General features: G+C 48.9%; 18 protein-coding genes. 8 read left to right on the top strand and 10 right to left on the bottom strand.

Features of this window, described 5'->3' with window-relative positions; translation table 11 throughout:
- Positions 1-471: 471 nt before the first annotated feature.
- On the bottom strand, positions 472-900 hold the full coding sequence (locus tag DCCM_RS04660; RefSeq protein ID WP_231702661.1) for a gamma-glutamylcyclotransferase family protein: 429 nt from the start codon (positions 898-900) through the stop codon (positions 472-474).
- Positions 901-1,041: 141 nt separating this feature from the next.
- Between DCCM_RS04660 and DCCM_RS04655 the strand changes: the two genes are divergently transcribed.
- Positions 1,042-2,208: a CapA family protein gene (locus tag DCCM_RS04655; protein WP_104371292.1), complete on the top strand. Its 1,167-nt coding sequence runs from the start codon at positions 1,042-1,044 to the stop codon at positions 2,206-2,208.
- A 55-nt stretch (positions 2,209-2,263) separates the two neighbouring features.
- Here DCCM_RS04655 and DCCM_RS04650 read toward each other — a convergent pair whose 3' ends face one another.
- The 4 genes from DCCM_RS04650 to DCCM_RS04635 form a co-directional block, all read right to left on the bottom strand.
- A complete protein-coding gene (locus DCCM_RS04650; RefSeq protein ID WP_104371291.1) occupies positions 2,264-3,967 on the bottom strand; it encodes an acyl-CoA dehydrogenase family protein in 1,704 nt (567 codons plus the stop codon).
- Between the two features lie 123 nt (positions 3,968-4,090).
- Entirely contained in the window at positions 4,091-5,923 is a 1,833-nt protein-coding gene (locus DCCM_RS04645) for an acyl-CoA dehydrogenase family protein (protein ID WP_104371290.1), read from the bottom strand.
- 229 nt (positions 5,924-6,152) lie between these two features.
- On the bottom strand, positions 6,153-7,091 hold the full coding sequence (locus tag DCCM_RS04640; protein WP_104371289.1) for a helix-turn-helix transcriptional regulator: 939 nt from the start codon (positions 7,089-7,091) through the stop codon (positions 6,153-6,155).
- Positions 7,092-7,117: 26 nt separating this feature from the next.
- On the bottom strand, positions 7,118-7,714 hold the full coding sequence (locus DCCM_RS04635) for a TetR/AcrR family transcriptional regulator (RefSeq protein WP_104371288.1): 597 nt from the start codon (positions 7,712-7,714) through the stop codon (positions 7,118-7,120).
- 145 nt (positions 7,715-7,859) lie between these two features.
- Between DCCM_RS04635 and DCCM_RS04630 the strand changes: the two genes are divergently transcribed.
- The 7 genes from DCCM_RS04630 (at position 7,860) to DCCM_RS04600 (ending at position 19,969) form a co-directional block, all read left to right on the top strand.
- The gene (locus tag DCCM_RS04630; RefSeq protein WP_104371287.1) at positions 7,860-10,550 is read left to right on the top strand and encodes a phosphoenolpyruvate synthase; all 2,691 of its coding nucleotides are present in this window, start codon (positions 7,860-7,862) and stop codon (positions 10,548-10,550) included.
- Between the two features lie 223 nt (positions 10,551-10,773).
- Positions 10,774-11,910: a glycosyltransferase family 4 protein gene (locus DCCM_RS04625; RefSeq protein WP_104371286.1), complete on the top strand. Its 1,137-nt coding sequence runs from the start codon at positions 10,774-10,776 to the stop codon at positions 11,908-11,910.
- A gap of 444 nt (positions 11,911-12,354) precedes the next feature.
- On the top strand, positions 12,355-13,974 hold the full coding sequence (locus tag DCCM_RS04620; RefSeq protein WP_207655543.1) for an MDR family MFS transporter: 1,620 nt from the start codon (positions 12,355-12,357) through the stop codon (positions 13,972-13,974).
- Positions 13,975-14,206: 232 nt separating this feature from the next.
- Positions 14,207-16,879, top strand: a complete 2,673-nt coding sequence (ppsA, locus tag DCCM_RS04615) for a phosphoenolpyruvate synthase (RefSeq protein WP_104371285.1) — start codon at positions 14,207-14,209, stop codon at positions 16,877-16,879.
- 209 nt (positions 16,880-17,088) lie between these two features.
- Complete coding sequence (locus DCCM_RS04610; RefSeq protein ID WP_231702659.1) at positions 17,089-17,634, top strand: RNA polymerase sigma factor; 546 nt, start codon at positions 17,089-17,091, stop codon at positions 17,632-17,634.
- 18 nt (positions 17,635-17,652) lie between these two features.
- Positions 17,653-19,245, top strand: coding sequence for a LolA family protein (locus DCCM_RS04605; RefSeq protein ID WP_104371283.1), 1,593 nt, complete (start codon positions 17,653-17,655; stop codon positions 19,243-19,245).
- 82 nt (positions 19,246-19,327) lie between these two features.
- The gene (locus DCCM_RS04600) at positions 19,328-19,969 is read left to right on the top strand and encodes a YjgB family protein (protein WP_104371282.1); all 642 of its coding nucleotides are present in this window, start codon (positions 19,328-19,330) and stop codon (positions 19,967-19,969) included.
- A gap of 267 nt (positions 19,970-20,236) precedes the next feature.
- Here DCCM_RS04600 and DCCM_RS04595 read toward each other — a convergent pair whose 3' ends face one another.
- The 5 genes from DCCM_RS04595 to DCCM_RS04575 form a co-directional block, all read right to left on the bottom strand.
- Positions 20,237-22,486, bottom strand: a complete 2,250-nt coding sequence (locus DCCM_RS04595) for an ABC transporter permease (protein WP_104371281.1) — start codon at positions 22,484-22,486, stop codon at positions 20,237-20,239.
- The gene (locus DCCM_RS04590; protein ID WP_104371280.1) at positions 22,486-23,184 is read right to left on the bottom strand and encodes an ABC transporter ATP-binding protein; all 699 of its coding nucleotides are present in this window, start codon (positions 23,182-23,184) and stop codon (positions 22,486-22,488) included. The genes DCCM_RS04595 and DCCM_RS04590 overlap by 1 nt, the downstream gene beginning before the upstream one ends.
- Position 23,185: 1 nt before the next feature.
- Complete coding sequence (locus DCCM_RS04585; protein WP_373855396.1) at positions 23,186-23,854, bottom strand: TetR/AcrR family transcriptional regulator; 669 nt, start codon at positions 23,852-23,854, stop codon at positions 23,186-23,188.
- 347 nt (positions 23,855-24,201) lie between these two features.
- Complete coding sequence (locus DCCM_RS04580) at positions 24,202-24,426, bottom strand: nitroreductase family protein (protein WP_269433731.1); 225 nt, start codon at positions 24,424-24,426, stop codon at positions 24,202-24,204.
- A 115-nt stretch (positions 24,427-24,541) separates the two neighbouring features.
- Complete coding sequence (locus DCCM_RS04575; RefSeq protein ID WP_231702658.1) at positions 24,542-25,495, bottom strand: PEP-utilizing enzyme; 954 nt, start codon at positions 25,493-25,495, stop codon at positions 24,542-24,544.
- Positions 25,496-25,644 lie beyond the last annotated feature (149 nt).

Below are 25,644 nucleotides of genomic sequence, written 5' to 3'. Positions count from 1 at the left end.
AGGATTATGGTTTTACCATTAATCCATCTTGCTTTACTGTTTAGTTTTCAAGGACCGGTATTTTTTGCCGGTATTATTACCACCGGCAAGTCATTAATTTATCACTTTTCTTTCTCCAAGTCAACCGTTAGTTTTTGCCACCCTTTGGCTTTTTATTCATTGCTGCTTTCTTTTTTCAGCATTTTCTCCGTCTTTTGCCGCCGGGAGTTATAACTTTATCACTTTGCCTGTTTGCGGTCAACCGGTATTTTATTCCACACCGTTGCCCTTTTATCCCGCTAAAAGCCTGTAAGAATCCGTCCTTAAAGCCTTGGCCCCACAGACTATAAAGCTCCAACCAGAGCGGCGTTTTCCGCCGGCAAGATATTACTTTATCATTTTGGTTCTTTCCGGTCAACCGGTAGTTTATTCCTCCCGTTTGTCTCCAGGAGGCCGTTGTAAAAGTCCATCTGCTGGGTTGCGGCTGCGGCCTCAATGCGGGAGCGGCATTTTTTGCATTCCCGGCTCCATGAATTTTCTCCAGTCTCCGTTTACAATACGAATACCTTCCTGCCTGGCGTATCTTTCATCACAATAGAAATAAACGTAGGCAGCCGCTTTTTCACCGGTTTCAATAATTTCGACCTCTGCTATTTCCCGTCTGTACATATTGTTTCCGCCCGGGCCGTAATAATCCTCAAGAATATCAATATTTTTTATGATCATGTCCAGGTGGGGCAAAAATACAAGCTCCCCCCTGACAACCCCTTCTCCCTCCAGCAAGGCGGGATAACCCTGGGGCAAATGATATAAATGGCCGCTGATTAATGCAGGTGCAATACTACTTGCCCAGGATGCTATATATTGTCTGTGGTTACCAAAACCTGCCATTAGCGTCCCGTAGACAAACAAATTTCTCACAGACAATCCTCTGTTCCTCCAAAATAATGGTAGTTTTTGCTAAAGTCACAATATATAATATATTGGTACGATATTCTTTATTTAATTTTAACATAAAGGTCGGCCAGTTTTCGCAAAGGGTGTATTTTTTAAACAAGGTGGGTGAGCCACATTTTATTTCGAGCCGGAACAAAAATATTAATAATAATAGTATCGTTTCTGCTTTTAAGCGTACAGGGCTGCTCCCCGGCGGAAAAACCCCGGGGAGAGGAGCTAAATAACCGCGATACGCATATCAGGATAACCGCCCTGGGGGATTTTCTCATGCACATGCCGGTGGTTAACGCCGCCTATGAGCCGGAGCGGTCAGGCTATAATTTCAGAAAAATGTTTTCGGAAGTGGAAAACCAGCTATCCGGAGCAGATTTTACCCTTGCCAATCTTGAAACCAGATTGGCCGGGCCGGCAAAGGGCTACTCCGGTTATCCCAGATTCAATAGCCCGTCGGAATTGGCCGGGGATATGAAAGCCCTGGGTATAGACATGGTAACCACCGCCAACAACCACAGCATGGATATGGGGCCGGACGGGATTGCCGCGACCCTGGACAATCTTGACCGGGCCGGGCTGCTGCACACCGGCACCTACCGCTCCGGGGAAGAAAGTGAAAAGCCCTTTACAGTGGACATAAAGGGCATCCGGGTGGGTTTTTTGAATTACACCCAGAACACCAACGGCATACCTGTGCCCTCGGAATCCCCCTTCATGGTAAATTTGATTGAAAGGGAACGGATTGCAAAGGATATAAATCTGCTAAAAAAAGAAACTCCCGACCTTATTATAGCCTGCATGCATTTCGGAACCGAATACCAGCAGAAGCCGAATGAGTTCCAAAAGACCCTGGTGAAGGAACTGTTTCAGCAGGGAGTGGACGCGGTGCTGGGCTGCCACGTTCACGTGGTGCAGCCCATGGAGACCCAAACAATTACAGCCGGAGGAAAACAGAAAAACTGCTTTGTAATATACTCCCTGGGCAATTTTATTTCCAACCAGCGATGGCGCCACTCGGACTGCGGAATAATATTAAATCTGGATATTCATAAAACAGCCGAAGGTGAAACAGCCATAGAGAAGGCCTCCTATATCCCGGTCTGGGTGCATACCTACAGAGAGAACAACCGGCTGAATTTCAGGGTGCTGCCGGTGGATGAGGCGATTAAAAACTATGAGGCCGGAAAAGACAGCCTTCTAAATAAGAATGATTACCAGCGGCTTCAGCAAGTGAAGCAAGATATTGCGGAGGTTATGGGACCACCGGTTGAATTTTAAAAAAAGTGCCCATAAAAAGCCCTCCGGACAAGCTCGGAGGGCTTAAAACAATGTTTTATTCGTTCATTTTATATTGGCCCCGCAGTGAAAAGACCTGCTCCTCCCAAACCCTGTCCCTCTGGGCGGGGTCCGGCACGGGCTTCTTCAGCATTTTAATGAGAAGGGCCTCCTGGGCCGGGCTGTTTACAAAATTGACCATGTGGGCAAGGGCGTACTGGGCGTAGTCGCTGACCATAAAACTGAATATCTGGTTCAGCAAATCGTTATCGACATTATACAGCCCGGCGTTTTCCAAAACCAACTGGGCATAAACAATCATGGTAAAAAGCTCGCCCAGGTGCAGCATATAGTCCACATTTTTTATCTGCTCCCGGTCCGGGGGCGCAGTTGCCAGCAGTTCCCTGAAAAGCTCCACCAGCTCCAGGAACAGGGTCACATTGGGCAGGTTAATCCCCTGGTAGGCTTTACGGTAATCAGGAAATTTGATTTTAGCCAGTTTGCCGGTGGTCTGGCGGAACAGGTTGGAATCGTCCCGGGCATCCAGGCGCCTGGCAATTTCGGGATAGTCAACATTGTTGAAGAAATAATTGGCCATAAATTTAATTACCAGGGCCATATTTACATGGGTGGTGCCTTCCAGCCTGGGTATCATGCCAATGTCACGAATAGCCAGCTCAAAATAAGTGTCCTGCTCAAAACCCTTGGCGGCAATGGCATCCAGCATCATATCAATAACCTTCATACCCTGGGTGGTAACCTTCATCTTCTGTATGGGATTGAACAGCAGGTAGCGCCGGTCATCTTCCGAGGAGGACCGGAAATAATCCACGGCCCGCAGGGCGAAGAGTTTCATGGCGATTATCCTGGCATAGGACTCGGTAAACAGCTTTTTGACGTGGGTGAAATCCGTTACCTTCTTGCCGTAAAGCATACGGTTGGCGGCATGGTCCAGGGCTTCGTAAAAGGCGTGCTCACATATGCCCACCGAGGCGAATCCAAGCTGGAACTTGCCTATATTTATGGTTGACAGGGACGAATCCCAGGCCAGGGCTCCTTCCGAAAGTATGTCCTCCCTTTTTATGGGATAGTCCCTAACGGCAAACTCACCCACATACGCCGGGCGGACACCGGATGTATATATTTTTTTAACCAGCTGGTACTGCTCATGTTTGGGGTTCACCACAAAGAACACGAAGTCCCCGGTATCCGCATGCTTGGCAAATACCGAAACCAGCGCGGCTTCATTGGCATTGCCTATGTAATACTTGTCGCCGCTGCCCAGGTATGTGCCGTCCGGCCGGGGGAACAGCTTCATCTCGTTGGAATACAAATCTGCTCCGTGGTCTTTTTCAGACATGCCGAAGGCGAAGATGCCGCCCTCCTTAAGCAGCCGGCCCGTTTCCTGTTTAACCTTTTCGTTGTCCCCCATCCAGATTGGCCCCAGTCCCAGAATGCTGACCTGGTAGCAATACTGGTAGGCCAGGGAATAAAACGCCGACACCTCTGTGAACTCGCACACCCTGGATAAATCAAAACGCGCCTCCGGGTCGCCGTAGCCGGCCGGAGTCAGCAAGGCTGCAAAAATATTTTCTTCTTTAATAAACCGCAAAAAATCCTCATACCATTTACATTCCTGGTCGTCTTCCTTGAGGCTTTTCAGTCCTTTTTTTTCAAAAAAATCAATGGTCTTGAGCATTATATCCCGGGTTTTTTGATCCGGAAAATTACGCTGATATTTTTTAGGATTCAGGAATAGCATACACACCCTCCTCAGCATCCCATATTATTAAGGCATGGCCAAAAATATTTTTGCACCCTGTAAAAAATAGGGCAGACCCTTTAAGGGTTGCCCAAATATATTATGGATGGTAGATAAACCGGTTTAATAATCAAAGGATTCCTCGGGCACGTCCAGCACCGAGGTGTCTTCCTCCGCAATCAGCCTGGCGGCAAGCATTACCTCGGGAACTATATTGCGGACGTAGTAGCGTGCCGCCTCCACTTTTCCCCTGTAAAAGGCGTAATCAAAATGTCCTTCTCCCAGCTCCCCTATTTTTTCCGCCGCCAGCAGAGCCTGCTCCATCATCAGCGCGCCGCAATACAGCTTCGCGGTGGCGTGCAGCACACGTGTGGCAAAGAGGGGCAGCATGTCGAATTTTTGTTGCATGTAGAATCCCATGGCAACTTTTTGAATTCCCCGGTAGGCGTTGTAAGCTTCGCTCAATACCGCATATTCCTTGCTGAATTCGGCATTATCCTTAAACGATTCAATGGTCTGTTTCAGCTCCAGCATCCAGCCCTTGAATATCTCACCGTTTTTCATGGTCCATTTGCGGCCGATCAGGTCCATGGCCTGAATATAGTTGGTGCCTTCCCAGATGGACAGTATCTTGCAATCCCGGGCGGATTGGGCAACCGGGTATTCCTCTGAAAAACCGTATCCGCCGTAAACCTGAATGGCTTCAGCCACCAGGGGCCATACCACATCCGAGGCATATGCCTTCACCATGGGTATATTCACGTCAACAGCGGCGGCGGCTTTCAGTCTCTCTCCCTTGTCCGGATCGTGGTGCTGAATATCCGTGTAAAAGGCTGTTTTGTATATGAGAGCCCGCACCGCCTCAATGTGAGCCTTCATATCCAGAAGCATGCGCCTTACGTCGGCGTGCTTGATAATGGGAAGGCGCTCACCCTTGGGATTGGTCAGGGGACGGCCCTGTACCCTCTCCCGGGCGTATTTGGCGGCGTTATTATAGGCTACCGCGGCTATGGACAGGGCCATAAGTCCTGTCTCAAAACGTGCCCCGTTCATCATCTGGAACATCTGGGCCATACCGCTGGCCTTTCCCTGCTCGTCCGGGGGATTGCCCAGCAGGTAGCCGTAACATTCATTGTTGTCTCCAAAGCTCAGCATGGCGGTGGCGGAGCCTTTTAGGCCCATTTTGTGTTCCACGGCCACGGTGGTAACGTCGTTGCTTCCTAAAATCTCCCCGTTTTCATTCACCCTGTGCTTGGGAATCACGAAAAGAGAGATGCCTTTGGTCCCCGGAGCCGCGCCCTCTATGCGGGCCAGCAAAAGGTGGATAATGTTCTCCGTAATGTTTTGATCTCCCCCGGTAATAAAGCATTTTGTGCCTTTTATTTTATACAGGCCGGGAGTATCGGTGGGAAAAGCCTTGCTGGTGATATCCCCCACATCCGAGCCCGCGTTGGGCTCTGTGAGGCACATGGTGCCGGACCAACTGCCGTCCATCATCTTTGGCAGAAATAGATTCTTTAATTCTTCGCTGCCGAAGGTCTGTATCAGCCGGGCCGACCCCGTGGTAGCACCCACATAGGGCACAAAGGCCGGACTGGCGCCGGTCATAAACTCATTGACCGCGGTAAGCAAAATCTCCGGCAGGGCGGCGCCGCTTTCCAAATCCAGATTGCCGGAGCCCCAGCCGTTTTCCTGAATAAATGTGAAGGCTTCCTTAAAGGAATCCGGAAGCACAACCTCTCCGTTCACCAGGTGAGCCTGCTGCCTGTCCCCCTCCTCATTGGTGGGAGCAAGAACCTCCCGGGATACCTTGTAAGACTGTTCCAGAATCATATCCACGTCGTCCACGCTATAGGATTCGCTGAATGGCTGGTAAGACAAAATTTTCTCCAGGGGAAGCCATTCTTTCAGTATAAATTTGTGGTCCCGGTAGGACAGCATGAAATTGGAACCCATATGATCATTTCCTTTCAACTAAATAATCAAAAAATTTCGCTAACATTACTTTATACCCTGAATGAATGTTCAGTCAATAGGCAAGTGTCAAATTACCGACAATTTTTTTATCAACACCCTGGCTGCAAAAACATGATTAAATCCTATTTTCAACGGAACAATACCCTGAAAAAAGAAAATACCCCCGGGGGGTTTATCAGGGCTTTTAGCCGGAGGCGAATTGTTTTAATCACCCATTATAAATTTCCTGCGCCAGCCGGAGCTTTTCTTTTATAACCTCCCGCAGGCGCGGTGGTTCCAACACTTCAACGGTTTCGGCATAACTTAGAATCATACCGTAAAGCCAGTCATCCTCGGGACATTTCATTTTTACCACCAGTGTTCCGTCATTTTCATAAATAATGTCTTCCGACTCGAATCTTTCCTCCACCAGAGCCTTTAATTTGCCGTCAAAGCGCAAAACCGCTTCTATCAGCGTTGTGTTGTGGTACCACCGATACTCCCAGGGTAATTCTTGTAAATTTACCCTCCTCTTAACAAACGGCATATTTAATAATTCCAGGGCCTTCATCCTTGACAGCCTGAACAGCCGGTAATCATCCCGCTCCCTGCAGTAACCGTATAAATACCAGACGTGCATTTTTAAAACCAGGCACATGGGTTCAACCAGCCTCTTTGTTTTAACACCCCTTGCGTCGGAATACTCAAAGGAAACCAGGCTGTTATTTTCAATGGCGCCCTTTAATAAATTAATCTTTTTCTTCTGCTCTTCATTTCCGCCCCAGGGCGTCAGGTCAATGATAATCCGACTGCTTCTCTCGTTGTACTCGCCGTATTTATATTCGGGAATAAGCCCTTTAACCTTTTCGATGGCGCTGGACAGCCTGCTGTCGTCCAGGGTGGTTTTAAGCCCGTTTAAGGCCGTAAGCATTGCTACTATGTCGTCCTGGGTCAGAACATTTCTGTCCACCTTGTAATTATCCGCTATACCCAGCCCGCCATTGGCCCCCTGGTAAGTTACCACAGGTATTCCGGCCCGGTTGATAACCTCTATATCCCTGTAAATGGTTCTTACGGATACCTCAAAGATCCCGGCCAGTTCCCTGGCCGGGATTCGTTTACGGTTTACAAGGAGCATTACTATGGATAACAGCCTGTCCAGTCTCAAAGATTATCTCCCCCGTGCGCTTATCCTTAAATAAATTCCCGTTTCCCCATCAGGCCATAATAAAAAAGAGTCGCCAATTCTTCAAACAAACGGAGGTTTCTGTCCTGGTCGGACATTAATTCCGGTGTCTTGACTGCTTTAAAGGCGCTTATGTAGATCAGTATCGCCTCGGTTGAAATATTTTGGTTGATGTGGCCCTGGCTCTTGCCTTTTTCAATAAACTTTATTAACAGCGGAATTAATTTGTTGCTGGCAAAATCCTCGATAATCCTTTGAATACCGGGTTCATTTGAAACCATTGAAATGAGAAAATCAGGATTTAACATGCCCAATGATTTTGTTTTGTCAAAGATGAATTGCTCTATTTTTTCAGGAAAGGACAGCTTGCTTTCCATCAGCTCAATGTATTCTTGCAGCTTTTCATCCAGGAATGCGGTAATTACATCCCGCAACAGCTCATCCTTACTGCCGAAATAGTTGTATATGGTTACCTGGGATACCCCGGCTTTCTTCGCTATTTCGGCAATACTGACCTTCTGCACCCCATGAGCGGAAAAAAGTTTAAAAGCTGCCTGCCGGATATTTTCTTTTTTTCTTTCCCTGCGACGTTCAAAGCCATCCATTTTTTCCACCTCTTAATAATAATAAAAAAATTTATGTAATTTAACAATTAAATAATTTCAAAATTTGTTGCAAACAATAATATAACCGGATATTATGAAATATATAGCTCAATATATTTCATAAATTTCAAAGGAATGATAGAATATGGGTTCATTTGTGGTGAGCTTTAATGAGATCAATAAAACCAGTTTACCTGATGTTGGAGGAAAAGGAGCCAATCTTGGCGAGATGAGCAGGGCGGGACTTCCCGTTCCCCCCGGATTTTGCGTTACCACCTCAGCCTACCGGCGTTTCATTGCGGCAAGTGATGAAATGGACCGGCTGCTGGATTCCCTGGGGCGGTTGCAGCCGGAACAACAGGAGAAAATCCGCGAACTGGCCCGGCAAATCCGGGATCACCTGCAGTCCGCCGCCATGCCAGGAAAGATTAAATCGGAGATTATCGACATTTGGAAAAATTCGGGGGAAGAACAGTCCTACGCCGTCCGGTCCAGTGCCACAGCCGAGGATCTGCCGTCGGCCTCCTTTGCCGGCCAGCAGGAAACCTATTTAAATGTGCAAGGCGCGGAGCAACTGCTGCAGGCCGTTCAGAAGTGCTGGGCTTCGCTGTTTACCGACCGGGCCATTGTCTACCGCGCCAAAAATGGCTTTGACCACCGTGCGGTATATCTGTCCGTGGTGGTGCAGCAAATGGTATTTCCGGAAGTGTCCGGGATCATGTTTACAGCGGACCCGGTCACCGGACACCGGCACACCGTCTCCATTGACGCCGGCTTCGGCCTGGGCGAGGCGCTGGTCTCAGGCATTGTTACCGCGGATTTATACCAGGTTCGAAAAGGCCAGCTCTATAAGAAGCAAATAGCGGAAAAGAAAAAAGCCGTTTATCCGCTTTCCGGAGGGGGAACCGTGGTCAAAGACCTGTCTCCGGCTCTGCAAAGCCAACAGGCCCTGCCCGATGAAAAAATTATGGAACTGGCCGAACTCGGCCAGAGGATAGAGAAACATTTCGGCTCGGAACAGGATATCGAGTGGTGCCTGGCCGGTGACAAATTCTATATTTTACAGAGCCGCCCCATCACTTCTCTGTATCCCGTTCCTCAAGTGGCTGACCATAAACTCCATGTTTTCTTTTCCCTTGCCCACCAGCAGATGATGATGGATGCCATGAAGCCGCTGGCCATTTCTATTTTTCGGAGGATATTTCCCTTCGGCAAGGATTCTGTTGCCTCTCCCAGCCCAGTGATACTGGAAGCGGGCGGCAGGTTATTTTTCGATTCCACCGTTCCTTTGTACAGTAAGCTTATTCGGCGGTTTTTTATCCGCAACATCAGCGTTGCCGACGACTTGATGGGAGATGCCCTGTCGAAATTTGTGGCCGGTGAGGATTTCCAGCGGGAGGCCGGGGAAAACCGGGGTACAATGAGACAGCTATTTAAAATGTTCAAACCGGTACTCCCCTTTTATTTTAAGGGTATCCCGGGCATTTTGAATAATTTGTTCTTCCGGGATCCCCCGGGCATCATTGAAAGGGCCATGGCTCCCCTGGAACAGGTCATAAACAGCTATGAGAGGAGCATCATGCAGGCATCCGGGGCGGAACGGATTAAAAGGGTTCGGGAAAGTGTGGGGGGTTTACTGGAAGCGCTTAGTGACAGCATGGTGCACGTGCCTTTAGGCTTCTTTGTTCTGCCCGTGGCCGGCCGTCTGGCCAAACGCTGGCTGGATGATGAATTGGATGTCAGTTCTATTAGCAAGTCGCTGCCGGGCAATGTGACCAGCGAGATGGGCCTGATGATCGGGGATTTGGCGGATGTGGCGCGAAAATATCCTGAAGTGGCGGATTATCTGGAGAAAACTGAGGGCGGCACATTTTATCAAGGATTAAATAAAATCAAGGGCGGAGAAATATTTAAAGCCGAACTGGACAAGTTCATGGAGCATTACGGTATACGCTGCCCCGGTGAAATCGATATCTCCAACATCCGCTGGCGGGAAGCGCCGGCCATGCTTATTCCGTCCATTTTAAACCATATGAAAAGCAACGGCCCCGGTGAACACCGGGAGAGATTCAAACAGGGCGAGAAGGAAGCAGGGAAAGCTATACAAAACCTATTGGCACGTGTTGGGAAAACCCCCGGCGGGCGTTTCAAAGTTAAACTGATGTCCAGACTTCTTGCCATTTACCGGAACTCCATGGGCCTGCGGGAGTTTCCCAAATACGCCCTTGTCCGCACTTTTGATATTTACCGGCGGGCTGTCCTGAAAGAGGCCGGGTCCCTTCGGGAAAAAGGAATTTTGCGGCAGGAAGACGATGTGTTCTATCTTTATATAGAAGAACTGGAAGCGTTGTTGGAGCATCGTTTAGCGGAGGATGCCGAAGCTCTAATCGATATCCGCAAAAAAAACCATGAACATCATCAAAAGTTGGCCCCTCCCCGGGTTATGACCAGCGATGGAGAGGCGATAACAGGTATCAGGAGCGGAGTTGAGGTCCCGGAAGGTGCCCTGGCGGGCACCCCTGTTTCCTCCGGCGTTGCGGAGGGATACGTCAAGGTCGTCCTCAGGCCGGAAGAAGCCAAACTAAACAAAGGGGACATCCTGGTGGCGCCCTTCACGGATCCGGGCTGGACTCCCCTGTTTCATTCAGCCAAGGCCCTGGTGGTGGAAATCGGCGGCATGATGACCCATGGCTCAGTCATAGCACGGGAATACGGAATCCCTGCGGTAGTTGGCGTTGACAATGCCACCAAACTGTTAAACGACGGTCAATACGTTCGGGTCGACGGGACAAAGGGTTTCGTGGAAATATTGGCTGAAAAAGGCAAGCAGTCATAAAACCATTGGGAGGCAGTACCTTCGCTCACCGGTGATGCCTTCAGCTTATTCGCTTTTTCACCCGCTGGAGCTATTAATATCCGGTGGCAGGATTACCGCCCGGGTAAAAATCCCAATCGAAAAAGACAGGTGTTTTTCAAGCCGGGGGTGAATATTGTTTAATGTTACTGTTGTCGCTGTGTTGCCATGATTTTAAACCGGTGAAATATTCAGGAGGGTTCGGATGAATATAGCCATGTTTTCCGACAGCTACTATCCCTACGTAAGCGGAGTTGTCCGATCCATTGAATTATTTAGACATGAGCTTTCGCGACTGGGACACAACGTTTACATTTTTGCGCCGTCCTATTCCCGGCAAAAGAAAGAGGAGGGGGTATTCCGGTTTCCGTCCATAACCGCTCCCACCATTAAAAATTTTTCCCTGGCCCTGCCCTTTGCACCGGGGGTAGGTAAAATGATCCGGGACCTGAAAATCGATCTGATTCACTGCCATTCCCCGTTCCTGCTGGGTAGCGTGGGAGCGCGCGCGGCCAGGCGGCAAAAACTGCCTCTGGTGTTTACCCACCACACCCTGTACGACCTTTATGTTCATTACGTGCCGCTATTTCCGGGCCTGGCCCGGCGGTTGGTGCTAGGTTTTGTACGCAAATTTTGCAATAACTGCAACCTGGTAATCACCCCAACCAACATGGTGGCAGAGCGACTGCGGGAACTGGGCATAACCGTACCCCTGGAAGCCATCCCCACAGGCCTTAAGCTGGAGGAATTTGCCGACCCGGACCCGGATTGGCTGCGCCGGGAATATGGCATCGGACCGGAAGAAAAAGTACTGCTTTGTGTGGCCAGATTCGGCAAGGAAAAAAACCTTGATATGGTTTTGGAAGCCTTTCTCAGGATCAACAGGGCCTGCCCGGCAACCCGGCTGTTCCTGGTGGGCATAGGCCCCTACGAAGAGGAACTGCGGGCCATGACAGCCAACATGGGGCTTGATTCCCGGGTAACCATCGTCGGCCGCCCCCTGCCCCGCCGTACCTTAACAGACTACTATGCCGGCGCCGACCTGTTTATCTATGCCGCCACCACGGAAACCCAGGGCATTATCGTAAGCGAGGCCCAGGCGGTGGGCCTTCCGGTGGTGGCTGTGGGAGCCAATGGAATCGCGGAAATGGTCAATGAAGGGTTTGACGGTTTCCTAACCCCGCCATCGGCAGCGGCCCTGGCAGAAAAATCCTTGCTCCTTCTTCAAAACGACGAACTAAGACACCGCCTGGGCAGCCAGGCCAAAGAATCAGCCAAACAAATCAGCGCGGAGGCCACCGCCATAAAAATGGCCAGGGCTTATCAAACATTGGTGAACTAACTAAACGACCACCGGCTTAAACCGGTGGTCGCAAATTTTATAAGGCCACTATCCCTTCCAAGCTTCCCCACCAAAAAAGACTGTCTCAGTATACGTTAGTGGTACATATTCGTTTTATCCATGTCTGAACAGTCATCTGTCATGGTTTTCGCCAAATCCAGCCTAACTCCAACAAGTTCACCAAACAGTCTAAAGCACGGTTTTTTAAATGGGGTTCATTTCTTGAAACTGACTCAGCACTGGCAGGCATGTCGGTATATTTTGCATATATACCGGCAATATAGTCAGTAACGTGTTTTTTTGGCAAATATAATCAATAGATTTAAAGAATTAACTCCTATTATTTAAGTGAAAATAATATTTGATAGGCTTAATATTATTTTCCGTAAATTGCAAATATGCTTTAGATACGTCGCCGAAAGCAGGGAAGAAGGAGAAAAAATAGTGGCAACCCATGCGTTACAACAAAAAGCACAAACCACAAATCAAATTACGGGGCAACGCAGATGGTGGGCTCTGGCCACCGTCATGGTAACCATGTTCTTTGCCTCCATGGACCAGACTATTGTCTCCACCGCCATTCCCACCATCATCGGAGACCTGCAAGGGTTTGCCCTGTACGCCTGGGTATTCAGCGCCTACATGCTGACTTCGGCGGTATCAGTGCCGATCTACGGAAAGTTATCCGATGTTTACGGACGCAAGCCTTTTTACATCTTCGGACTGGTAATGTTCGGGGTTGGCTCGGCGACTTGCGGCCAGGCCCTCACCATGACGGAACTGGTGCTGGCCCGGGGGCTGCAGGGAATCGGGGCTGGCGCCATGATGAGCATGCCCCGGGCAACGGTGGGTGACATTTTTAACCCCAAAGAGCGGGGCCGCTGGATGGGGCTCATGGGGGCGGTATTTGGATTGTCCAGCATTATTGGCCCCGCCGTCGGAGGCTGGATTACCGATTCGTTCTCCTGGCGCTGGGTATTTTACATTAACCTGCCTTTCGCAGCGCTGGCAATTATCGGTGTTGTGCTCTCTTTACCCAAAGTCCGCGCGGACGAACAAGTAAAAATCGACTGGTTTGGCTCGGCGCTGCTGGCCACCGGCCTGGTACCCGTTTTACTGGGGTTCACCTGGGCCGGGACAAAGTATCCCTGGGCGTCCCCGGTGGAACTGGCTTTGTTAGGAGGCGGCGCAATTATGCTGGCCTTGTTTATCTGGTATGAACGCAAGGTTTCCGACCCGCTCATAACACCAATTCTGTTCCGCAACCGGATCTTTTCCACTTCGCTCATTCTCGGAATTTTCGTGTCCATGGCGATGTTCGGCAGTGTTATGTTCCTGCCTCTGTTCGTCCAGGGCGTTATCGGCCTGAGCCCCCGGGACAGCGGGCTGGTTATGGCGCCCATGATGATCAGTTTTATCGTCGGAAGCATCATTTCCGGACAGATCATGACCAAAACGGGAAAGTATCTCCTGCTCTCGCACATTAGCGCAGCAGCAATCATACTGGGTACGATTCTGCTCATGACAATGGATATCAACACCGGCTATACCGCTGTCATCGTCAACATGGTGGTGCTGGGGCTGGGGGTGGGTTCCCTTATGCCGCTGCTCAATATCGCCGTGCAGAATGCCTTTCCATACCGTATGATGGGCACCGTCAACTCCACCCAGCAGTTTGTTTCTTCCCTGGGGGGAGTGATTTCCTCCCCTATCTTCGGATCAATTTTAAATCGTGGATTTCAGGATCGCTTTAACTCCGCCCTGCCTGGAACAATAAAGGAGCTAACAGGTAACATAACCCGGATCGATCCTCAAACTCTGTTGACGGAACAAGCCCAGCGGGCTATCGCCGGCCAGTTTGCCCGGTTCGGCGCGGCCGGCCAGGAAATGTATCTTCAGCTTTTACACACCGTGAAGGTTGCGCTCGCCGCCGGTATCAGCAATTTATTTGAAGTCGGTCTTGTGTTTTCCATGCTTTGCTTCATCGGCACGTTTTTCTTGCCTGAACGCACCCTCCAGGGAGATGAATATTATAGCGATTCCAGGGAGAAAAAAATTTCGTAAACCTCCTACGGCACAAGGCTGTAGGTTTTCAGAGGCGATTTTCCATAAATTCATCTGTAATGACAAAATTGCCCACAGCCGGGACGAAGAACCCGGCTGCAAAATAACGGATTATTACAAAATAATTAACGCAGTATTTGCAAAAAATGAATAAAACATCTTTTATATGCCCTTTAATTATTTGTCCCCAAATTTTGCATTTCATTTATAACAAGTTAAGGAGGGGACCCGTATGAATTCATATGTGCTTGGTTTCCAGGAGATCGATAAAACAAAACTCATGGTGGTCGGGGGCAAAGGATTAAACCTGGGGGAATTATCAAGGCTTGAGGGAATACGGGTGCCGGAGGGCTTTTGCGTCACCACCGAAGCGTATAAAAGAATCACCGGGAACAACCGGGAGGTTGCCGCATTGCTGGACCGACTATCCTCTCTAAAGGCGGAGGACAGGGAAAAAATAGGTGAAATCAGCGCAAAGCTCCGCAAGGTCATCGAAGAGACAGATATCCCCGGGGACATGGAGGAGGAAATCCTTCGCCATCTCTCAAAGCTCGGCCGGGAGAACGCCTATGCCGTGCGTTCCAGCGCCACGGCGGAGGATCTGCCGCTGGCCTCCTTTGCGGGCCAGCAGGACACCTATTTGAACATCAAAGGAAAGGATGCGATTTTACAGCATATCAGCAAGTGCTGGGCGTCGCTGTTTACGGACCGGGCTGTGATCTACCGCGCGCAAAACGGCTTCGACCACCGCAAGGTTTACCTGTCCGTTGTCATCCAGCGGATGGTTTTCCCCCGGGCCTCGGGGATTATGTTTACGGCGGATCCCATTACCTCAAATAGGATGGTGCTGTCCATCGACGCCGGCTTCGGCCTAGGCGAGGCCCTGGTCTCCGGCCTGGTGAATGCCGATATCTATAAAGTGCGGGAGGGCAGGATCGTCCATAAAAAGATATCCGCCAAAAAACTGGCGCTCCATGCATTAAAAGACGGCGGTACGGAGGAGAGGGAGATTGAGCCCGGGCGGCAGAATATGCAGGTGCTGACCGATGAGCAGATCTTGCAGCTTGAAAATATAGGCAGAAGAATCGAGCAGTATTTTGGCTGTCCGCAAGATATCGAATGGTGCGTCAGTTGGGGGCATTCCCCGGAACCCGAAGACAGTCAGCCGGATGAAGCGAATCCCCTTTCATTTTTTGTCGTTCAGAGCCGTCCCATCACCACCCTATACCCTTTACCGGATTTAAATGATGAGAAGAATCATGTGTATATGTCCTTCGGCCATCAACAGATGATGACAGAGGTCATCAAACCATTGGGCATGTCCTTCCTTCAGTTATTATCCGATGATTTTCCAATACGCGAAGCCGGCGGAAGGCTGTTCATGGAACTAACCCACGACCTGGCCTCGCCCATTGGACGAAAGATAGTGCTCGGTACCGTGGGCAGGAACGATCCCCTGATGCAAAACGCCATCTTGAATTTAACGAAACGAAAAGCCTTTATGAAATCATTGCCCCGGGGAAAGAGATCCATCAGCATGGGCAGAGAGGGACTATCCTGGTCAATACCCATTCAGGCCATAAAGCTCTACCGCAAAAACGACGCGGGGATCATTCAAAATCTCATTTCCCGCAACGAGGCGTCTATCAGGGAGCTGCGGCAAAGGATCGCCGGCGTATCCGGAGAGGAATTGTTCGACTTTATTTTACAGGACTATAAGCAATTAAAAGAAGTCATGTATCATCCGGTAAGCATGGGAGCGATCATGGCCGGGGTGTACGCATCGGGCTGGATCAACAAAAATATGGAGAAATGGCTGGGAGAAAAAAGCGCGGCCGACACCCTCACCCAGTCCGTGGCCAACAACGTCACATCCGAAATGGGACTCGCGCTGCTGGATGTATCGGACGTGGTCCGGCAATATCCGGAGGTGATTGAATATTTTCATCACGCCGGTGATGAAACCTTTTTTGAGGACCTGGCCGAACTGGAAGGGGGCAACGCTGTCGGCCGCTCCCTGGGGGCGTACCTGGAAAAATACGGGATGCGCTGTTCCGGTGAGATCGATATCACCAGGCCCCGTTGGAACGAACAGCCCACCGCGCTGCTCCCCATGATTCTCAGCAATATCAAAAATTTTGAGCCCAATGCCCGCAGCGTCAAATTCCAGCAGGGGAGGCTGGAAGCGCAACAGAAGGAACAGGAACTCTTAAACCGTTTGGCGCAATTGCCCGGAGGTAAACAAAAGGCCAAAAAGACAAAGAAGATGATCAGTGTTTTGCGCAATTATATCGGTTACCGGGAGTATCCAAAATATGCCTTTATCCAGCGTTACTGGATTTATAAACAGGCACTGCTGAAGGAAGCCGGCAGGCTCGTACAAAAGGGGGTCATCCGGGAAAAGGAGGATATTTACTATCTATCCTTTGAGGAACTCCGGGAAGCCGTTCGCGCAAACCGGGTGGATTACAGCATCATAGCCGGGCGAAAAGAGGAGTACGAAGTTTATGAAAAACTGACGCCGCCCCGGGTAATGACCTCCGAGGGCGAGGTTTTATCCGGCGAATACAATACCGGCAACATCCCCCGGAACGCCCTGGCGGGCATACCCGTTTCATCCGGCGTTATCCAGGGACGGGCACGGGTTGTTTTAAGGATGGCGGATGCCGACATAGAGGATGGTGATATTTTAGTCACTAAATTCACTGACCCCAGTTGGACTCCGGTATTTGTATCGGTCAAAGGATTGGTGACGGAGGTGGGCGGGCTTATGACCCACGGCGCCGTCATCGCGCGGGAATACGGCCTTCCCGCGGTGGTAAGCGTGGAAAACGCCACCAGGCTAATCAAAGACGGGCAGCAAATCCGGGTGAACGGAACGGAAGGATATGTAGAAGTGCTGTGACCGGAAAGCAGCCCCGGTGGATTGATAAAACCCACCGGGGCTGCTTATTTTTTGAGCAAAATATTTTGGTTTACAGTTCCTTTGCCAGGTCGAAGCAACGACTCCATTCTTGAATCCTGAATACTGGCAATAAATACCAAATTTTTTCATGTAACATTTGGTTTAACTTAATCGTTATTATTGATGAGAATAACCGGCCGGGAAAGAAGGTGCAAAGACTTGTGAATGCCCCTGATGAACTTAAAAAAGCCATAGAAGGTGATCTAAAATCTATTGAACAGATATGCATCGCCACGTGGGAACCTCTATACCGTTTTATATATTTTAAAGTGCAAAACCGTGAGGAAGCCGAGGATATCACCCAGGAAACATATGTCAAAACCCTTGCTTATTTGCAAAAACACAAGATGCCCTGGGATAATTTACCGGGCTTTATGAAGACCGTTGCCCTAAATGTTTTGCGTGACCGCTGGCGTCAAAGGAAACGCCGGGGGATACCGGTAAATTTTGAAGAAATAAATCCGGAAGAAACGGCCGGCATGGATCATCAAAAGGCTGTTTCCCAGCGCCTGCAAATTGAAAATGCTTTAGCAAAATTAAGCGAAGACCAGCGTATCGTCCTTGATTTAAGAATTAATAAGGGGTACTCGGTGGCTGAGAGCGCAAAACTTGCAGGAAAAACGGAAGCCGCTGTCCGCACGGCTCAATACCGGGCCTTGCAGGCTTTGGCTCAGATACTGGATGACAGTGATTAGATAAGGAGGGATGAAGAAATGGATAATCCCGAAAACAAACTTTCAGATTATATTGATGCCTTGAATGCGGAAAAGGAACCTGAAAAACACCAGGGAACCGCCGGTACTCCGGAATTGGAAAAACTTTTGGCAACGGTCAGGCTGGTCCGTACTTTAAAAGAGCCGGCAATGCCCAGTCCCGGATACCCCCAAAGGCTGGCTGCAGCATTAGCTGATAAAATACAAAAAAATAATACTACCGGCTTCCGCCAGCCGGTTGAACCAAACCCTAAACCCGGTAACCGGATATATGAAACGGCCGCCGGGCGTTCCCGCCGCAAGCGGATTTTGCCGGCTGTCGCGGCATTGGTAGCCGGATTGCTTTTATTTGCAGTGTTGACAAGCTGGACCGGCTTATTTAATCCTGATGTGGTTTACGCAATGGAGAAAGCGGTGGCCCAATTGTCAAATTATCATGGCGTACTTGAAATGCGCTCAAAAAACGCTGCCGGAGAGGAATGGATGATCCGCCGGGTGGAGCTCTGGTCGGACGGAGATAAGTATGCCCTGCGGCAGAATGACGGCACCATGACCGTCAATAACGGCGAGAAAAAGTGGCAGCTCCGCCCGCAAAAAAAAGAAGTGGCCTTGTTGCCGCTGTTACCGGACCCGGCCCGGAATGGCTTTGATCTGCGGGATGAGGCTAAGCGGGCCAAACAATACCCGCATAAAGTTGTCGGATCGGAGATGATTGCCGGCCGTCAGGCAACAAAAATTGAAATTTCACCACCGGGAGGCCTGGCCTACTATTTATGGATTGACGCTGAAACCAACCTGCCCGTCCAGCTGCAAACAGCCATGCAAAACGCGCTGCAGACCACATTGACTTTTATAAGCTTTGAACCGAATACCGGGATCAATCCCAAAATATTTGCCTACCAACCGCCCGAAGGATTTAAGGTGGTGGAAAAGGACCCGGGGCAATTGGTGGCTACGGTGGAAGAAGCGGCCGCCATCAGCCGGTTGACACCACTGCTTCCGAAGGAGGCACCGGCCCGCATCCTGGCCTTCAAAGACCGTATCGTATTGGACTACGGCGACACCACAATTGTTGAAAGTGCCGCCGGGGGAGCTTTCCAGCCGGCCCCCAATTCCGCCCTGGGCACTGCTGCCGGCGGCCCGCTGGAAGTATGGCAGGAAAGGTTGAGGTGGCGGCAGGATGGGATTGAAATTCAAGCCGAAGGAACGCGGCGGGTGGAATTGGCCCGCCAGATTGCCGGCGACCTTACCCTCCCGGACACCGGTAAAAATATGGTAAACAAGGCCCGGGTGGAGGTTCCGGTGGATATGGAAATTACCAAAGCCGACCAGCAGCAGGTGGACAGGGGAAGCAGCCCCTGGCAGCTTGATCCCCTGCAGGTGTCACTAACCTTTGTCAACTTAATGGTATCCCCGGAGGGAATCACAGGCGAACCGGAAATACCGGCAGCATCCTTTAAACTTATGACGAACAACGGCGCCCAGGCAGTGGTGGAGGTCGCCGCCGGGCCGGTTAAACAGGTCTACCTGAAGCGGCTTGTCAGGCAGGACGAGACGGGTATCTGGTCGGTTGTGGGGTACGATCCCCGTTAAGCAGCGGTAAAGGCTGATGGTTAAATACCCGGGAACCTTTCGCTCCATAAATCGTCATATTAAGAGACGGGGAGGTAAGAATATGTTCAGGTCAAAAAAGAGCATACCCTTTATAACTTTATTGCTACTCTGCCTGGTATTACTGGCGGGCTGTTCCTCATCCAAAAAAGATTCAATAAGGCAGCCTGTCACACAACCCTCTGAGAATTCAACAGAATCAAGCAGTTTGAATCCGGAACAAAAAGAAGATTCGCAGGCGGCGCTGCTGAATGAGATTATGCAGTTGGCCCCGCAGGGAAAGGTTATAAACTGCGAATTCCCTGTTGAAACCACCGTTATAGATACCGTAAATGAGAAATGGGGGGATCCGGACAGCACAGACTATATTGCCTCTGCCAAAGGGACATATGCCACCTATTCAGAACACCATGCAGCTTTTGGGTTTAACAAGGGTTTACAGATTTTCGATGTCAGGTCATATGATAACAGCCTTAAACAAATTACAATGTCCAAAGTGGAAGAGATACTGGGAACACCTGAAAACATTCATCATTATAACACTGAAGATATGCTGGTTTATAAGGCCGGGGAGAAATACCAGCTGCTATTCATATTCCCTAAAGCAACTCAGCAGAATTCCGATCCCCGGCTAAATCATTATAATGTTTTCTATCCCAGGGGTACTGTTAACATGATGGCGGATGACCCGGGGATAAAATATTAGAATCGTTTATAAATAGGCATGCGTGCCATAAAAAAGCCGGATACAATCGATCCGGCTTTTTTATATACAGCCCGGCGGGAACGGTCTTCCCTATAAAAGATATAATTTGCTGACGGAGCGGACGGCTAAACTCATCCGCCACGGACAGACTATCCGGGAGTATACTGAACCGGCGGATATATTGATTATGGGGTGCTTGATAAAAAGCCAAAGTTTAAGGCCGCAATTTCACTGCGGCCTCAAATAAGATCAATACCATGCTTTTTTCTATTCCATTCCTGCTTTTAGCGCCTCGCTCATGGAAACCGCGTTTACCTTTTTGGCACACAGCAGCTTGCTAAGCTGATAGGTTAGCAGGATGGCCGCAAAACAGACAGCCACATAAAGCGGACTGATAATGGTTGGCAGCACTAAATTTATCATGGCGCCAAGATAGCCGTACATTGCTCCCATTGACGCCGCCATAACGGGAATGCCAACAATAAAGCCGGCCACTATGACAAAGGTTGAGCTGTTTAATACCAGCGACTGGATTTCCCGGCGCCTGTAGCCAAATATCTTAAAAAGCGAGATTGTATTTTTGTTTTCCTCGATAATAAGCGAGGTTACAAGATAGATGATAATCAAGCCCACAACACAGGAAATAAGGGTCATCACCGCCACCATTGAAACCATCGGCCCCAGCAGTTCATCCATTGCCTTCGTTGTCTCGCTCAGCGACTTTGTTCCTGAAAGCCGCCCGTCGGGAATATCAAGCTTTTTTGTGCTCCAAAGCCCTGTGTAGCTGTTTTCGGGCAGTTTGAGTTGCGCGTTAAACTCAGCTATGGGCATAAAGATAAACTGCCCCGCGTAGGAGTCGGCCACAGCGTCAATATGAAAGGTGTACGGCTTTCCATCCTGCTTGTTTATGAAGGTTACGCTGTCGCCCGCCTTAATGCCCAATCGGTCCGCCAAAGGCTTGGTAATATTTGTCTGGTCATTGGGAAGCGGACTGCCGGCACTGCTTTGCAGCGTTAAAATCATCGAATCCGGCTCCACGCCGGTTACATAAAACTCGATCCCTTCGTCGTTCTCAGGATAAAACCTTCCGGCGGAGAAAACCTCCGCACCTTCAGGCGCCTTACCGTATTGCAGCTCCTTAAAGGCATATTCATATTCAAACCGGTAGGTACCCCCGGTACTGTTTTTGAATACATAATCCATTGAGTTCATAATGGTGAAACCAAAGAGCATAAACACAGACGCGCTGGAAACACCCAGGAACAGAAACAAAAGCCGTGAAACGCTTCTAAGCTGTTCCCGCAGTTTGAATTTTGTGCTAAACTTAAACCTTTCCAGTTTAAGAGCGCGCTCCAGGGCGTTAACCCCGGTTTTCTGTTTGCCGCCTTTCATAAGCTCCGCCGGGGAGCGTTTTAATTCCGAACGTATAACCAGATAGCTGCTGAGGCCCAAAAATAGCACGGGCGTCAATATCCCGATTAAGACATTGGAAAAGCTCAGTTTGATGTCAACCACGGGAACATTATAGTATGAAACCATGGCCATAACCGACGGCCTGATGGACGGCAGCGCCAACACGCTTCCCATCACTCCGCCCGTAATAGCCAGCAGCAGGGGAATGGCCATATAGTGGCGCATTAACTCGCGCCGCCGGTAGCCCTGGGCGTAGAGTGTCCCAATAATTACCGCTTCACTTCGTATCATACGCCATATCACAATGCCGATAATTAAGCAGCTCAGAAGAAACATTGCCGCCGGGACCGGCACACTCATGGTTTTTAAACCGGTTATGGACGCCCAGGCCATTCTTGCGCGTTTGTTGTTCATAATGTCAATCCAGCCGGACTCTGTTATGCCTTCCCCGTGTAAACGCTCCCGAAATTGAGCCGCCTGTTGATTAAGGCTCCGGGTTCTGTCGTTAAACCTGACGGAATAAATGACAGAAACGTTGTCCATACCGGTAAATTCCTCGCGGTTAATAACGCCCACACCGAAATTATTGGGCGACACCATGATATCGTATACGTTTTTTAAGGGGTAGATATAGTGGGGCAGGGATACATAGCCCACAACCCTGAAGGTTTTTCCCGCCGCAAGGATACTGCTACCCACAGGATAGCCATTCGCTCTGGCAAAGGCCGGATCAAGCAGTATTTCCCCCGGGCCGGAAAGCTCCCGCCCCGCTATGACAGCCGGGATGTTCAGCTTTTCTGTTTTACTGAGCAGCCGCAGGGTAAGCGAGTCGGACAGGGCGGCATCAAAACTCATATACTCTTCAATGATGGAGTTGGACGCTTTCTCTAATTCCACGCTATCGGCAATAGCCTTGTCGGTTGAAAAGGACAGATCCTCCTGCATATGCCCCTCTGTAAACGTGGTGACCAAACCGGCAAGATTCTGAGAAATCCCCGCCGCCACAACAAAGGTATAACTTCCCAGGATGATAAGCATTAGAATGCCGACGTAGCGCAGCATGTTCTCTTTTAATATCCGCAAAACCCTCTTATTCAAAGGCATTACCACTCAATCCTTTCCGCCGGAACAGTCGCCTGATTAAGCGCCGCTTCCACAATCTCACCGTTTCGCAACTTAAATATCCTGTTGGCCATGGCGGCAATGGCTGCATTGTGGGTTATCATCAAAATGGTTGTTCCGTATTTTTTGTTCACCTGCTGCAAAAGCTTCAGGATACTGCGGGAGGTCTGATAATCAAGCGCACCGGTGGGCTCGTCGCAGAGCAGCAGCTTGGGATTCTTGACAATGGCCCTGGCAATGGAGACCCGTTGTTGCTCACCACCGGAAAGTTCCCTGGGGAAGCGGTGCTTTTTATCCTGCATTTGGACGGCAGCTAAAACTTCGTCAACGTTCAGAGGCGATTTACTGATGTTGGAAACAACTTCAATGTTTTCCCCCACTGTAAGGTTAGGAACCAGGTTATAGAACTGGAAGACGAAACCTATTTGCTCACGCCTGTAATCTGTCAACTGATCGTTATTCAAATTGTTAATCTCCACCCCGTCAACGATGACCCTGCCGCTGTCGCCACGGTCAATGCCCCCGATGATATTCATCAGCGTGGATTTTCCCGAGCCGGATGGCCCAAGAATAACACCGATTTCTCCCTCATCCAGCTCCATCCCGATTTCCTTCAGGACTTCATTTACAACGGCGCCGGATATATAGCTCTTTTTCAAGCTTGAAACATCAATAAACATATTATTGTTCCTCCTTTTTGTAGAAACACCGTTTCAATATATCAAAATACCCGTCCCATTCACCAAGCAAATCGATGCTGATATCTCCAAAGGAGCCGACTTTGTTTCTTTGCTGCTCCGCAAAACTCAGGATGGTCCAGGTAATAATGTTCATCATTTTTTCTCTATCCATATCATCCCGGAATTTTGTCAAATCAATGTTTTTATAGCCTAATCCAAAACCGCTTTCAATAAGCTCTTTGCCTATTGCAGCAATTTCGGATTTGACTTCAGGCGCGCTTTCGTCGCCGGCGTTCTTAAAAAAATCAAATGCCTGCGGGTATTGCTTCATGATTTTAAATTTAATTAAGCCGATTTGCCTCATTCTTTCAAAAAGATCGGTTTCCTTCCAATCCACTTCAGCATAGATTTTATTGATAATTTCCTGGATATAATCAAACAAAAATAAATACAATTCCTTTTTACTGTTAAAATAGTTGAATAAAGACCCTTTGGATATTCCAGCTTCCCTGATAATCCCGTTTGTGGAAGCCTTTTCAAAACCATTGCGGGCAAATTCCTTAAGAGCCGCGTTGATTATACGTTCCCGCTTTTCCGGTTCTAAACCATAAAATTTGGAATAAATGATAACCACCTCATTTTTGTATTCATGCGAAAACCGAATGACCACTTGGGTCATTTTTTAATTATATATTAAATGACCACTTGGGTCAAATTGTTCATTTACCTAATATAGGGTATGAAGCCAAGTTTATCCCGAAATCAAAGCAGAACCATAATCCGTACTTTCAAAACAACGGTCAGAAAAAATACTTCCGGGAAATCATCCTCTTGCATTAACCCGGGCCGGGTTTTTTAAAATATGCCTTGTAGTAAATGATCAATGTTCCCTTTTCAAGCCGGCCCCGGATTGAGATCGTGTCTTTGTTTATCCGGTTTTCAGGCCGCTAATGGTAGCGCTTGGACTTTGTCCTGCATGTTGTAATCGACAAAAAAACCAGGGAAATGTCCCCTGGCTCATTGCGCTTTATATAAATTAATATGCTCCATATCCATTTGTTTAGCGGCCTCTTTAGCTGCAAGGTTCAGCCTGTCCAGCAGTTTTTTGTTTTGTATTACTGTAAAATGCCGCCCCTGCTCCCAAGCGTAAGGAGCATACAACCCCGCTTCCAGTATCGCCTGTGATTCTTCCTCCTTAACCTGTCCATCTTTAAAACTTCTGATACTCCTGGGTTGTTTAATGATTTTTAAAGTCTCATTAGACGATCATCAAATCATCCCTTCCTAAATATTTAATGCCGTTTTTAAAAACTATCATCCAAAAAACCTAAAGCTTTCTTTTTCCTTTTCATAAATGTTACATCAATATATGCACGATGCCCTGCCCACCGTCAACAATAATCTTATCTCCCGTCTTAAGTCTCAAAGTGGCGTTACCGCATCCTACAACAGCTGGAATACCAAGTTCTCTGGCAACAATAGCAGCATGGGACAAGGGTGCGCCTACGTCGGTTATTATTGCCGCGGCTCTAGGGAAAAGGGGAGTCCAACCTACATTAGTGGTCGTCGCAACTAGAATTTCCCCAGGCTGAAGCTTTTCGCCTTCCTCAGGCGTTGCAAGAATACGTACTATTCCTTCTATTTTTCCCGCCGCTCCAGCAAAACCCTTTAGCATTTCGGAATCGGATGCAATAGCTATTGGCATTGTTGAATCATAAAAGTCCATTCTTCTATTTGGATCTTTGACCCATTCGAGAGGATTGAAGCGTCCCCGAATAACTGATGGGAATGGCGGCAGCGCTTTATATTTTTCATAGTTTTCTTTTCTTGCTGGTATATACTTTACTTTCACATCTCTATCAGACAATAGATCCTCTACTTCATTAATGTAAAGGAAAAAGACATCTTCTCCTATTCCTGTAAGCTCACCCGCCTTGAGTGCAAAAGACCGGACAACCCTGAAAACCCTCACAAACTCCGAGCGTGCTGCCTCTCTGATACGGGCACCTTCAGATGCTTTTGCCATTTGCTTCTCAAGCCACTTTACCTTACTTGGAAAACGCTCCACAAATCGCTTCCAGGCAGCCTCATATTGAATATGCTGCTTCTGCAGAAGTTCATCCGCATCAGTATCCGACTCTTCAAATTCCTTAATCTGCCTTTCCAACCAGTTTACATCCTCCGAAGGATCTGGTATGGATAGCTCAAACTCGTGGGGACCTCGATGACCATTCCGCTCAAAATACTCCTCACGGCTCATCTCTCCTTTTATAACCTTGGAGATGCCCAAGATTGGTCCAAGACTTGCCAACTCTGAATCTCCCCTTAGGTTGGATAAAAGGGTGTTGGCATCTTCGGTTCCCACTAGGAGAGTGTTGAAAAAGTCCTGTTTTTCTTTAGTGATTACGCTATAAAAAGTTTATATTCGCTATATAACCTGAGAAAAGAAAGATAATTCCT

It is taken from the genome of Desulfocucumis palustris, from assembly GCF_002933875.1.
In the GTDB taxonomy this organism is placed as follows: Bacteria; Bacillota; Desulfotomaculia; order Desulfotomaculales; family Desulfocucumaceae; genus Desulfocucumis; species Desulfocucumis palustris.
The sequence above is the reverse complement of the archived record's forward strand: the minus strand, read 5'-3'. Positions and strand labels throughout refer to the sequence as shown.

What these genes read in the sequence shown, in the direction of transcription:
- DCCM_RS04650 (WP_104371291.1), bottom strand. Translation starts at nt 3,967, where the DNA reads ATGCTATTCCTGAATCCTAAAAAATATCAGCGTAATTTTCCGGATCAA.
- DCCM_RS04645 (WP_104371290.1), bottom strand. Translation starts at nt 5,923, where the DNA reads ATGGGTTCCAATTTCATGCTGTCCTACCGGGACCACAAATTTATACTG.
- DCCM_RS04635 (WP_104371288.1), bottom strand. Translation starts at nt 7,714, where the DNA reads ATGGATGGCTTTGAACGTCGCAGGGAAAGAAAAAAAGAAAATATCCGG.
- DCCM_RS04630 (WP_104371287.1), top strand. Translation starts at nt 7,860, where the DNA reads ATGGGTTCATTTGTGGTGAGCTTTAATGAGATCAATAAAACCAGTTTA.
- DCCM_RS04625 (WP_104371286.1), top strand. Translation starts at nt 10,774, where the DNA reads ATGAATATAGCCATGTTTTCCGACAGCTACTATCCCTACGTAAGCGGA.
- ppsA (WP_104371285.1), top strand. Translation starts at nt 14,207, where the DNA reads ATGAATTCATATGTGCTTGGTTTCCAGGAGATCGATAAAACAAAACTC.
- DCCM_RS04605 (WP_104371283.1), top strand. Translation starts at nt 17,653, where the DNA reads ATGGATAATCCCGAAAACAAACTTTCAGATTATATTGATGCCTTGAAT.
- DCCM_RS04600 (WP_104371282.1), top strand. Translation starts at nt 19,328, where the DNA reads ATGTTCAGGTCAAAAAAGAGCATACCCTTTATAACTTTATTGCTACTC.
- DCCM_RS04595 (WP_104371281.1), bottom strand. Translation starts at nt 22,486, where the DNA reads ATGCCTTTGAATAAGAGGGTTTTGCGGATATTAAAAGAGAACATGCTG.
- DCCM_RS04590 (WP_104371280.1), bottom strand. Translation starts at nt 23,184, where the DNA reads ATGTTTATTGATGTTTCAAGCTTGAAAAAGAGCTATATATCCGGCGCC.